The sequence below is a fragment of the Caldivirga sp. MU80 genome (assembly GCF_001663375.1).
GTDB lineage: Archaea > Thermoproteota > Thermoprotei > Thermoproteales > Thermocladiaceae > Caldivirga.
Window position 1 is genome coordinate 1 of the sequence record NZ_LCTF01000003.1, and the last position, 11908, is coordinate 11908.

Sequence of the window (11908 nt, forward strand, 5' to 3'; positions counted from 1 at the left end):
AAATACTAAGCAAGTGGTTCGGTGAATCAGAAAAGGCAATAAGGGAAATATTCAAAAAAGCAAGAATGGCAGCACCATGCGTAGTATTCTTCGACGAAATAGACGCAATAGCACCAGCAAGAGGGTATAGGATAGATAGTGGGGCAACCGACAGGATAGTTAACCAAATACTCGCAGAGATGGATGGTATAGCCCCCTTGCGTAACGTTGTCGTGATAGCGGCAACTAACAGGCCTGATATACTTGACCCAGCGCTGTTAAGGCCTGGGAGGTTCGACAGAATAATATACGTACCACCACCCGACAGGGATGCTGTGCTTGAGATACTGAAGGTGCACACAAGGAGAGTTAAGCTGTCTAGTGATGTTAATGTCCAGGAGTTAGCCGAGGCAATTAGGGTTTTATCAGCCGAGAAGGCGCTTACGCAACTCAACATTAGGGTTCAGGAATTTAAGAGCAAGGTCAGTGATGCGGTGGAGTCGGCGTTGAGTGAGATAGAGGGTCATAGTGATGTTAATAGGGATGAGGTTGCAAAATTAACTGAGGCACTTAACCACGTCAAGGCAATGCTAACTGGTGGTGACTTTAAGGGTAACAGTGGGTTAAGGGCTATGGCCAACATAGTTAAGGCACTTGCTGATGTGTTTGAGAACGCTGGTGGTAGCCAATCACAGGGTAATGGCCTTGAGTCGCTCAGGGAATTTAAACTATACGTGTCGCTCTACACTGGGGCTGATATAGCAGCCATCGTTAGGGAGGCTTCCATGATGGCGCTTAGGGAGGCCGTTACATCAACTAAAATGCCCTCAGACGTTGCAGTAACCATGAGGCACTTTCAAGTAGCCTTCCAGAGAGTTCAGCCATCATTAAGTGTTGAAGTACTTAGGAAGTACGATGAAATGTCAAGGATGCTCAGTAGGGTAATTAGAGGCCTATAATTCAGCCACTAGCCCTGGATCCTCACTAATAGCCTCCATTAGATCACCCATTAGACTCCATAGTGTAATGCTTTAAAGTAAGTAGCTACTAGGGTTGATTGGGGTGGTTTTATTGCCAAGTATGCAGTAATCGGCTTGGGTAAAATAGGTACGGCAATGGTTAAGGCACTGCTAAAGATGGGGATTCAGGGTAATGAAGTGGCTGGGTCGGTTAAAAGTGAACGTAGGTTAAGGAAGGTTCAAGAGGAGTTACCGGAGATTCAGGTAACCCTCAGCAATAGGGAGATTGTCAAAGGTGCTGAGGTTGTTATCCTGGCGGTTAAGCCTAGGCAAGTCATCGATGTGGTTAAGGATATTGGGGCGCTGCTTAACGATTCTAAGCTACTTATATCAGTGGTTGCAGGCCTATCAACCAGGGTACTGGGTAAGTTGACCAGGGCTAGGGTTATTAGGGCCATGCCCAACATATCAATACTGGAGGGTTCAGGGGTAACCGCTGTTTCAAGGGGTCCCAGGGCTACGGACTTAGATGTTGAGTTTACCTGCAACTTATTCAACACCGTTGGTAAGTGTTACCTTGTTGATGAGGAGTATATGAATGCCATAACCGCCTTAAGTGGCTCAGGGCCTGCCTACGTAGCCATGATTGCCGAGGCCCTTTGGGAGGCTGGCATACTCGTGGGTTTACCATCAGACCTGGCCTGGTCACTCTCAATAGATGTCATAGAGTCTGGGGCTAAGTTACTCAACTCTAGAAAGCCCTGGGAGATAGTTAGTGATGTAGCTACCCCAGGTGGCGTAACCATAAGCGGCATTAAATACGCTGAGGAGAGGGGCCTTAAAGGCCTATTAATGGGTGTTGTTGAATCAGCCTACAGGAGAAGCATGGAGGTTCAGAGGATTATTGAGGATACGATAGAGAATAACCTTCATGATTCGGAAAGCAGTAAGTAAGGCTTTATTTTACTAACTAGGGAAAATATTAAAAACATACGCTACTATTTATGATAATTAGTCAATAAAAATGCTATTTCAACATTTAAGCGCTAGGCTTCTAATTTGTCCATAAGACTATGTGAGCTATGTTTTAAAACTCCCCCTTACTAATGCCTAACATGCCGTACGATGTACCATATGTACCAACCCCAGAGGTCGTTGTAAGGAGGATGCTTCAGGTCAGTGGTGTAAAGCCCGGCGAGGTTGTTTACGACCTTGGTTGTGGTGACGGTAGGATAGTGATAATGGCTGCTAAGGAGTTTGGCGCCAGGGCCGTGTGCGTCGAGATAAGGAATGACCTTTATGAGCAAACCCTCAGAAGGGTTAAGGAACTCAACCTGGAGAACGTGGTTAAGGTTATTCACGGCAACTTCTTCGAGGTTCCGATAGGCGATGCCGATGTGATAACCATGTACCTGCTAACCAGCGTTAACCAAATGCTCAGACCTAAACTTGAAAGGGAGTTAAGGCCAGGGACCAGGGTTGTTAGCCATGATTTCGAGGTTCCAGGTTGGAAACCCCTACTGGCCGAGGACGTCTATGAAGAGTGGAGGAGCCACAAGATATACCTATACAAGATACCTGGTGCTGAAATACCAATACCTAACCAAGTCCAGGTTAACATACCCAGTGAGTACTCTGATGTGGCTAAGCTGCTTGATGGGCGTAGGTCAATAGAGGAGATAGCTGAGAAGACGGGCTTAACCATGAGGAGGGTTAGGGAGATTATTAATGAATTAGAGAAGCTGGGGGTTGTTAAGGAGGTTAAGGTCGTCAAATAGGTACCCTAGAGATCGCATTAAGGCTAAAGATCAAAACCTGGAGTAAAAGTTAAAACACCCACATCAAGTACACGCATCATGATCCATGAGGAGAAGGTTACTGACGCTGAATTGGGTGCCGAGTCGATTAAGGACCTTATTGAGTCGTATAACCTAATTGGCGGCTTCATGGCCAGGAACCTTTATGATGCAGCGAATATACTTAAGTCGATGTACAGTGACCCAGACGTAACGGTAATACTCTCCTTCACGGCTAATTTAGTATCCACGGGGCTTAGGGGGATTTTAAGGGGGATTATTGAGAGGGGGTTGGCGGATGTTGTCATAACCACGGCGGGTACGGTGGATCATGATGTGGCTAAGTCCCTTGGGGGAGTTTACTTTAAGGGTTCATTCGATGTTGATGATTCCGAGCTCCTGGATAAGGGGATCCATAGGATAGGTAACGTGTTCGTCAGGAGGGAGCACTATGGACCATTGGTTGAGAAGGCGGTCCACGCAACCCTAAGCCGGGTTAACAAGGATGAGATTGGTGTGAGGGAGCTCCTGTGGTTAATGGCTGATGAGCTGGACGACTCCTCGTTAATAAAGGCCGCCAGGAAGTCATGTGTACCAATTTACATACCTGGTTTTGTGGACGGTGCCTTCGGTACGGCAATATTAACGTTCAATGAGGTTCAGAGGGCTAGGAGTGGGGGTAGGAGGGTTAACGTTAATGTGCTTAGGGATGAAGAGGAGTTAATGAACATAGTTTACTCAAGTAAGAGACTGGGCGCGGTGGTGATTGGTGGGGGTATTAGTAAGCACCATGTCATATGGTGGAGTCAGTTTAAGGGCGGCCTAGACTACGTAGTTTACTTAACCACGGCAACGGAGTGGGATGGGTCTCTAAGCGGTGCCAGGCCTAAGGAGGCTATTAGCTGGGGTAAGGTTAAGCCGAGCGCCATGTCGACGTTTGTCGTTGCTGATGCGACAATAACAATACCAATACTGTTCAACTACATAGCCTCCGAGATTAAATTTAGGAGTAGGAATATGGGTGTTTACCCATGGAGTTGCCAATAGTGGTTGCATCATCAACCTTGGCATCGATAATAGCAGCCTACGTTATCTTGAAGTGTAAGTGTGCCTTAGCGCCTGATGTTCATAAACCCAACAGGCCCCTCATACCTAAGCTAGGTGGCTTAGTCATACTGGCATATGTAACCGTTTCATTGGCCTTAACGGGGTTAGGGGGCTTAGGTATCAACCCAACCTATGGTATAGTATTCTATACAACGCCCATAGTCCTAGGCGTAATAGGCCTAGTGGACGACTTCACAAATGTCCATGAACTACTTAGAGTTGGTGCCTCTGTGCTTTACCCATTGGCGGTGTTGGTTATTATGGGTAACTTCGACTACCTCTACTTCCCGATAATAGGACACTTCTCAAACCCAATAGTCGTGGCAATACTGACAATTGCCGTTTATGGAGTGTTCTCAAACGCAATAAACATGATGGATGTGGTTAATGGAGTTGTACCATACTCAATGATATTAACATCAATAATACCCCTAGCCTACTCAATAATAACCAGTAACGTTGCATTACTTCAAATGACACTGACGCTACTAGTACCATCAGTGGTTTTGTTCGCGCTTAACAAGTACCCGGCCAAGTTATTCAACGGTAATGGCGGCACATATGCGCTTGGTGCATTAGTCTCTGGTTTAATACTGTACAGTGGGTTAGGTACATTAATACTACTGGTTATGGTACCCTATGTGGTCAACGGCCTACTAATAGTGGTCAGCTCCAGGGGCATTAAGTCTAGGGAGAAGCTTAAGCCATCAACATACATGAACAACTACGTAATATACCCGAACCTTGATGAAGGCTCAACATTAACACTAATGAAGATGATAGTGATTGATGAGCCTGGCGACGAAGGTAAGGTGGTGAGGGGATTCTACATGTTATTTAACATGGTCACCGCCTTAACTATATTATTATTCATTGTACTTTACTTGTTTAGGTGGGTCTAATGGTTAAGTCGGCACTATACCTAACCGTTGTCTCATGGGCTCTCCTGTTAATTGGCATGGCCATACTGGGTGCTATTGCACGCGTCCTCGGTAACCCATGGCTCCTCGTGGCTGTTGGTATAATTATTGTTGCCGCCTGGTCAGTGTTCGTGTATGGTATGGCTAGGGGTTTAGCCACTAAACGGGTTAGGCGTCGTTGAATCAATATGAGTTAACGTAACGCTGTTTAACGAGTTAACGCATTACGAGTACCTCCAAACACCCTTACCCCTGTAATTGTAAACAATGGCCTTGTAGGCGGTGACATACTCAAGGGTATAGCCTAGGCCCTCCCTCCCTATGCCCGAATCCTTCCTACCACCGAATGGGTAGTACCCTATGCCGTGCCTTGGGTAGTCGTTGACGTAAACGGCCCCAACCTCAAGCAGCCTAGCAGCCTTCCTAATCTTACTAACGTCATTGCTGAATATGGCTGCGTCAAGCCCATACCTCCTACCATTGGCAAGCTCAATTGCCTCATCAAGGTCCTTAACCTTAACCAACACTGTTATTGCGGCGAAAACCTCCTTGTTGTAGAGGTAAAGGTCCTTAACCCTACCTGAGTCCACCTCAATCAGGGTTGGTTCAATGTAAGTTGGCCCCAGTTTCCTACCACCATAAAGAACCCTACCCCCCTTGGAGACTGCATCTTGCGTTGCCTTAACCACCTCATCAGCGGTGGCCTCATCAATCAACGGCCCCATTACTGTCTCAGGGTCCCTTGGGTCACCAACCTTAACCTTGGAGAGCTCCTCTATTAGGCTTGCCTTAAGTTGGTCATAAACACCAGGTTCGGCGAATATGAATTTAACGGCATCGCACCTTTGGCCGGCATAACTGTATATGCCTATTGCGATTCTCTGCGCAGCCCACTTAGGGTCAGCATCGTTGAGCACTATGGCTGGGTCACCGCCTCCCAATTCCATTACGAATTGTTTGATTCCAGCCTCCCTGATAACCTCAACACCAGTCTCCGTGCTACCCGTGAGTGAAATAACCCCTATCCTCCTATCCGAAACCACCTTACCCATATCCCTGCCTGGTATCGTTAACACAGCCAATGCCTTAGGTGGGAAGCCCGCCAGCTCAAGTACCCTGGCGAAGAGTATAGTTGGCAATGGGTCAGCTGAGGCGGGTTTAATCAACACGGCGTTGCCAGCTATGGCTGAGTAGGCTATCTTATTGACCGTGTCGAAGAGTGGGTAGTTAAATGGGACTATGGCTAAGACGACGCCCACCGGCTCCCTCTTAACAATAGCCTCACTCTCAAGAGCATCAACACTCCAGTCACCTGGCACGTAATCACCCTGTAAACCCCTAACATCAAGGTCAAGTCTCCTGAGTCTCTCAATGGCCGAGTTAACTTCACCATTGGCCGCTGACCTAGTTTTACCTGCATTAGCCACAAGGATGTTGACGAAGTCATCCCTGAACTTATCAAGCAAATCCGCAGCCTTATGAAATACCTCAAGCCTTCTTTGACCAGGCATGTCACGAATAGCCCACCTACCCTCCCTATACGTGGTTTCAATGGCCTGCTCCGTAATGTTGCCCGGTAAACGTGGTACCTTGGCTATTATGGATAGGTCTATTGGCGACTTAACGTCAATCCAGGAATCACCGGTGTACCATTGGCCATTTATGTAGGTTGGGAATAAAGGTGTTCCATCAGGCCCAACCTTAAGTATTGATGATAGGTCTGGTGACTTAACCTCAACCTTAACCTTCCCCTTAACCTCCACCATACTTACTAGCCTTGGATAAGGCTTTTAAATGATTCGGGGTTTCTCGGTTAAACTAAGTGTACCCGGTAAATCCCCCCTAAGTAGCATTGCAACGACAATATCAAGCCAATTCAGCAACCACTAAGTGTACCCGGTAAATCCCCCCTCAACCCGCCTTAGGTTCAATTCCCTCCTCCACCTCTGAAGCCACCTATAAATGGTTGAGGGCTGCTTACCGTTAATCAGCATCACCACGGCCTCCCTGGCTGCTCTAGCATTATCGTAGTCACCGATTATACCCACAACCCTATCCTTAACGGCTATCCTAGTTTCCGTTAACTCCTCCAGGTTCCTCTTAACCCTACCATTCTCGCCGATTATCAGTGCCCTAATCCTACTCATGTGGTTCTCCTTATCCTTACCCACATAGTCCCCTAGGTCAATGGTTTCAAGGTACTTGTCATCACTAAGCAACTCCAAGGCATCCTCCCTGGGGAATCCCAGTGATAATGCTTGTATTATCTGTCTGGCCTTTATGACTGAGTCAGGTTTGGACTCATTAGTTGGGGTTAGCACCACTGAATCATCCTTCACCTCAACCTTAACCTTCAACCTACCCTCAATGGCATCCTTAACGTCATTATTAATTAGAATTCTAGCCCTCTCTAGGGGAATCTCTAAGGGTCCGCCGAAGTAGTACGACATGGCTCCCTCAGCGGGTTTGTTAAGCTGCTCTAAATAAACCTTAACCTTTAAACCAAAGCCACTGGTTTTAAATTACTTTAAGAGTACTTCCTTCTCAATTGCTTGGCTGCCTCAACCATGGAGCGTAGCTTGGCGAAGGCTATCTTCCTGCTGTACTTCCTAAACATGCCAACTCCGAATCCGCAGTCTGGGTTTAGCCATATCCTAGATGGGTCGAGGACCCTGGCAAGCCTCTCAGCCCTAGCCACAACCTCACTGGGCTCCTCAACCCTACTCCCCCTAACCTCAATTACACCTAGCCCAATCTCCCTATCCTGGGGTAGAAGTTGGGCGAACTTGGCTGGGTCACCACTACCTGGGCTTGCGTACTCCAGCACGTACTGCTTAACCTTAATGTCAACTACATCGGGGGCTAGCCTCTCGTAACCAATACCGTAGAATGGGGAATCGGGGTTAGGCCACCTGTCCATGTGCATCCCTATCCTAACGCCGTCAATACCCTTAATTGTCTCGTTTATTAAGTCCTTAGCCAAGCTGAGTTCGTTCCTAAAACCCCTATACCTCTGCCCATTAAGCTCCTGGAGGACCTTCCTGTATCTATCTGGTTCATTCTCCGTAGCCTCAATCAAGTCGCCGAGCATTGGTTCATCCAGTTGGACAAAGTGGACGCCCAGTTCCCTTAACCTAACTATCTCATTCCTAACCAGTTTAAGGTACTGTTCAGCCAACTCCTCAGGTTCCTTGTAGTAATCCTTAGAGTACTTGGCGTGCCAAGCCTCCCACATTATCAGGTAAGGGCTTGGTATGGTTACCTTAACCCTCCTATTGGTTATACTCAGGGTGAATGAAGCCTCATCCACGGTGAACGGCTTATCCTCAATAGGCCCCACCGCAACGGGCCTATAGTAGGTTAACTGGGCCTTGTAGCGCTTCATTATTTCAATGCCCTGCGGGTTTATCTCGGATATGTGCATTACCTTGAAGCCCGGTATCTTCTGGCCGACGAAGGCGACGAAGCTTGTCCTCCTCTGCTCCCCATCAGTCAACACGTCTATGCCGGCCAACTCCTCCTCCTTAACCGTCAACTTCACTGCATCGTTAACGTACTCCTCATACTCATCCTTATCCATCTTACCCCTACTGAACGCCTCAAAGGCCTCAATAAGCCACCTGGGCCTTGGGAAACTACCAACCACGGAGGTTATGAAGGTCTCCTCAACCATTAATAATGCGTAATGGGGGTTATTTAAAAGCATTTCAATGGAATCTACGCAACCTTTAGCTTTGCCATCAGCTCGTCGTGAGGTCATCAATCATCAGGTTTGATACCCATCATCACTACTGGGTTCAACAAGCCGCCACCTAATAACACTTACCGAAACGTAAACTAAGGGGCTGGTAAGTGAGGGCGATACTATTTAAGGGTTATAAATTCTGTGCATGTTCATGAGTAATGTTGATATATGGGGTTACGTTAAGTTGGGTAACGTGGTTAGTGTGGCTGCCGCCGTACTAATTCTGGTTGTCCTCTTCGGCGTAGCGTTAATGGGTCTACAGGCAATATTTGCGCAATGGGCGTTGGCCATAATGTGGGTTCTATGGTTAATGGGCATAGTGGCCTACGTATTCTATGCCTCAGCCAGGTTAAGGGTAAGGACGCTGATGGTTTATGCGGCACCAGCAGCATTAGCAATAACCCTAATCGGCCTAGTACTCCTCACTATTCATTCATTCCTCGGGGCGGATCTAATAGTGCTGGGTTACTTCCTAGAACCAATAGCAGGCGTATCCCTATACCTAACGCTCCTAGGCATTGAAGGTAGGTTGATTAAAGCTGCAACACACGTGTTCTTCTGGGGAGCCGTGGTGTTCACGGTTGGATTACCTATAATACTGGTTAAGGACCCCTACATATCAATAATGGGGGACTTAATTAAGCTAATTGGCCTAGTGATACTCATTATGTTCAAGTAGGGAGGGGATGGCGCGATCCCGTTGATTAACAATAATATTTAAACATAGAGAAACGCTTAAAAGTTAATCATGCAGTGGAATAGTTAAGCGGGGGTGCCCGAGCCTGGTCAAAGGGGGCGGACTTAAGATCCGTTGGCGTAGGCCTGCGTGGGTTCAAATCCCACCCCCCGCACCATTTGCAAATGCTACTTCAAGTTTCTTTTCATAAATTTATGCATGCATTACACAGTAATGACGTATTTATGTAGCTGGTGAAGATAATGTTCATGGTATTATCCAACCCGGTTAACATGGTTTGGATCCACTTTTGTGGGGTTCCTTAAATTGAGATATGCTTATAAAGGGTGGTTGGTTTAGTTCATTAATGGCTGAGACTGGTCAGGGTAGGCAGATAGTACGTATAGGGGATACTGACCTTGATGGGTCTAAGGCTGTTGCCTACGCCTTAGCTAGAATTAAGGGTATCGGTGTATCGACCGCTGTGGCGATATGCAGGAACCTGGGCATTAACCCACTGGTTAGGTTGGGTGAGTTAAGTGAGGATATGGTTAGGAAACTTGACTGGAGTATTAGAAACCTACACCAGGTTGCCCCAGGTTGGTTCGTTAATAGGCCTAAGGACCCTGAGACAGGTAGGAATGTTCACCTGATAGGCGCTGACCTGATACTGGCAGCTAGGAACGACATTGAGAGAGAGAAGCGCATACTCTCATGGAGGGGCATTAGGCACAACCTAGGTTTAAAGGTTAGGGGGCAGAGGACGAGGACAACGGGTAGGCTTGGGCCAGTTGCCGGCGTTCAACGTAAGAAGACGGCCGCTAGCGCCGGTGGTGGAGGAGGGGGTGGTCAGGGTTAAAATGGCCTATTAGCAGTCCTAATAACGCTTATTAACTTCCCTGGTAAGATGCTCATTATGCTGAGGATCCACATGCTTCAATACGCGAGTAAATTAGGTGACCCAGAGTACAACATAGGTAGGCTTAGGGATTATGCTAGGAGGAATTGCAGGGGTGATGGTAACGAGGTCTTGGTGACCCCTGAACTGTACATACATGGCTACATGTCCAGGGACCTTCACCTACAGTTAGCTGAACCGTTCGATGGCAAAATCGTTAATGAGTTGGTTAACATAGCTAGGGAGGGTAGGTGCACCATAATAACGGGCATGTCTGAAAGGGACAAGGACTCTGGCGTTGTGTATAACTCAGCCATAGCCGTGGGTGAGGGGGGCTTAATTTCACTCTACAGGAAGAGGCATCTACCAAGTTACGGGGTTTTTGATGAGGCCAGGTACTTTGGGGTGGGTAAGGGTGATGCGCCGGTTTTCTCAATAAATGGTGTTAAGGTTGGCTTAGCAATATGCTACGACGCCTTCTACCCGGAAATATCCAGGTCTCTCATGCTTAAGGGGGCTAAGGTCCAGTTCTACATAAGCGCTGCACCGGATATGTCTAGGACCCACTTTGAAACCTTTATTAGGGCTAGGGCCATGGAGAACGTGTCCTACGTTGTCTACGTTAACACGGTGGGCCAGTACGATGGCTTAGGCTTCTTTGGTGGAAGCTTCATCGTTGACCCACTGGGTGAGGTTATTGCTAAGGCTAAGTACTATGAGGAGGATGTCGTGGTGGCTGAGATAGACCCCAACCTTGTTGATAACTTTAGGTCGATTAGGCCAATACTTAAGGATTACACGCTTGATGATGTAAGGTACCTGTACAGGAACTACAAATCAACGTATAGGGCATATTAAACACCGATAACCGCGGAAAAATATAAAAACATACATCACGCATTCAATGGTTAGATATGGCCCTTGAAGCAGCATTGCCTAGGGAGGTTACTGATGCATTGGGATTAGTCATTAATGAACTTGATGGCTTGCTTAGGGGTGTTAATATGTCGTCTAACCTTAGGGAGTCCGCAATGCACTACATACGTAATAAAGGTAAGATGATTAGGCCCCTACTAACCCTAATAACCACGTATACGTTGGGTGGTAATGTTAACGATGCCGTTAACCCAGCCATAGCAGTAGAGCTAATACACATGGCCACCCTACTCCAGGATGATATAATAGACGGTCACCTGGTTAGGAGGGGATCTGAAACACCATTTAAGAGGTACGGCACAGAATACACCATATTAGCAAGCGACCTGCTTATAGCTAAGGCTATAGAGTACTCACTTAAGTCCAGGACCATGAAGGTGACCATGGAGCTCACCAACGCGGCCTTAAGGTTAGCCATAGGCCAGTCCTATGAGCTTGAATACAAGTTAAACGGCAAGATCAATATGGACATTTACATGAGGATAATTGAGAATAAGACCGCGTCCCTAATAGCCGCCGCAATAGCCCTAGGTGGCTACGTGGCTAATGTTAATGATGACGTCACTAGCCTACTTAGGCTACTTGGGGAGAAGCTTGGGGTTGCCTACCAAATAAGAGATGATATAATAGATTACCTTAATCTTGATAAGGATAATCCAAGCGGCCTAAGAAGCGTTGATGTTAACATAATTGACGCATTGAAGGTGGAGGGCTCCAGCAACCCACTTGGGGATGCGGTTAACTTGTTTATGAGTTACATAAGTGAGGCTGAGGCCACGGCGGCGGCTATACGGGGCAGCTCCGTGTTCATGGGTATTATTAATTATCTTAAGCATCCTATAATTGAAATTAAGGAAAAAGGCACTGGGTTTAAGAGTACTTAGGATTTTTA

The 11908-nt window shown here is 47.1% G+C and carries 13 protein-coding genes and 1 tRNA gene; 11 read left to right on the plus strand and 3 right to left on the minus strand.

What is annotated here, in order from left to right; all coding sequences use genetic code 11:
* From AAX04_RS01125 to AAX04_RS01150, 6 genes are all read left to right on the plus strand, one after another.
* Positions 1-938, plus strand: a 938-nt coding sequence (locus AAX04_RS01125) for an AAA family ATPase (RefSeq protein ID WP_156519634.1), incomplete at its 5' end; no start/stop codon positions are given.
* Positions 939-1049: 111 nt separating this feature from the next.
* On the plus strand, positions 1050-1892 hold the full coding sequence (gene proC / locus AAX04_RS01130) for a pyrroline-5-carboxylate reductase (RefSeq protein ID WP_084761127.1): 843 nt from the start codon (positions 1050-1052) through the stop codon (positions 1890-1892).
* A gap of 161 nt (positions 1893-2053) precedes the next feature.
* Positions 2054-2716, plus strand: coding sequence for a methyltransferase domain-containing protein (locus AAX04_RS01135; protein WP_066792948.1), 663 nt, complete (start codon positions 2054-2056; stop codon positions 2714-2716).
* Between the two features lie 78 nt (positions 2717-2794).
* On the plus strand, positions 2795-3781 hold the full coding sequence (locus tag AAX04_RS01140; RefSeq protein ID WP_066792950.1) for a deoxyhypusine synthase: 987 nt from the start codon (positions 2795-2797) through the stop codon (positions 3779-3781).
* Positions 3766-4743 (plus strand): hypothetical protein, encoded by a 978-nt coding sequence (locus AAX04_RS01145; RefSeq protein ID WP_066792952.1) that lies wholly within the window; start codon positions 3766-3768, stop codon positions 4741-4743. Before AAX04_RS01140 ends, AAX04_RS01145 begins: the two co-directional genes overlap by 16 nt.
* The gene (locus AAX04_RS01150; RefSeq protein WP_156519635.1) at positions 4743-4943 is read left to right on the plus strand and encodes a hypothetical protein; all 201 of its coding nucleotides are present in this window, start codon (positions 4743-4745) and stop codon (positions 4941-4943) included. The genes AAX04_RS01145 and AAX04_RS01150 overlap by 1 nt, the downstream gene beginning before the upstream one ends.
* Before the next feature lie 42 nt (positions 4944-4985).
* Here the strand turns inward: AAX04_RS01150 and gapN are convergent, their stop codons facing one another.
* The 3 genes from gapN to AAX04_RS01165 form a co-directional block, all read right to left on the minus strand.
* Positions 4986-6527 (minus strand): NADP-dependent glyceraldehyde-3-phosphate dehydrogenase, encoded by a 1542-nt coding sequence (gene gapN / locus AAX04_RS01155; protein WP_066792956.1) that lies wholly within the window; start codon positions 6525-6527, stop codon positions 4986-4988.
* Between the two features lie 120 nt (positions 6528-6647).
* Positions 6648-7211, minus strand: a complete 564-nt coding sequence (locus tag AAX04_RS01160) for a KH domain-containing protein (protein ID WP_066792958.1) — start codon at positions 7209-7211, stop codon at positions 6648-6650.
* Between the two features lie 77 nt (positions 7212-7288).
* Positions 7289-8434 (minus strand): cobalamin-independent methionine synthase II family protein, encoded by a 1146-nt coding sequence (locus tag AAX04_RS01165; protein ID WP_066792960.1) that lies wholly within the window; start codon positions 8432-8434, stop codon positions 7289-7291.
* A 223-nt stretch (positions 8435-8657) separates the two neighbouring features.
* On the opposite strand from AAX04_RS01165, the gene AAX04_RS01170 reads away from it, so the two are divergent.
* The 5 genes from AAX04_RS01170 to AAX04_RS01190 all read left to right on the plus strand — a co-directional run bounded on the left by AAX04_RS01170 (position 8658) and on the right by AAX04_RS01190 (position 11900).
* Positions 8658-9185 carry a hypothetical protein gene (locus AAX04_RS01170; RefSeq protein WP_066792962.1) on the plus strand — a complete coding sequence of 176 codons (528 nt, stop codon included), beginning with the start codon at positions 8658-8660 and terminating at the stop codon, positions 9183-9185.
* 87 nt (positions 9186-9272) lie between these two features.
* Positions 9273-9360 (plus strand) — tRNA-Leu (locus AAX04_RS01175).
* 189 nt (positions 9361-9549) lie between these two features.
* Positions 9550-10041 (plus strand): 30S ribosomal protein S13, encoded by a 492-nt coding sequence (locus AAX04_RS01180; protein ID WP_066793087.1) that lies wholly within the window; start codon positions 9550-9552, stop codon positions 10039-10041.
* Positions 10042-10098: 57 nt separating this feature from the next.
* On the plus strand, positions 10099-10938 hold the full coding sequence (locus AAX04_RS01185) for a carbon-nitrogen hydrolase family protein (protein WP_066792964.1): 840 nt from the start codon (positions 10099-10101) through the stop codon (positions 10936-10938).
* A 56-nt stretch (positions 10939-10994) separates the two neighbouring features.
* Positions 10995-11900: a polyprenyl synthetase family protein gene (locus AAX04_RS01190; protein WP_066792966.1), complete on the plus strand. Its 906-nt coding sequence runs from the start codon at positions 10995-10997 to the stop codon at positions 11898-11900.
* Positions 11901-11908: the final 8 nt, after the last annotated feature.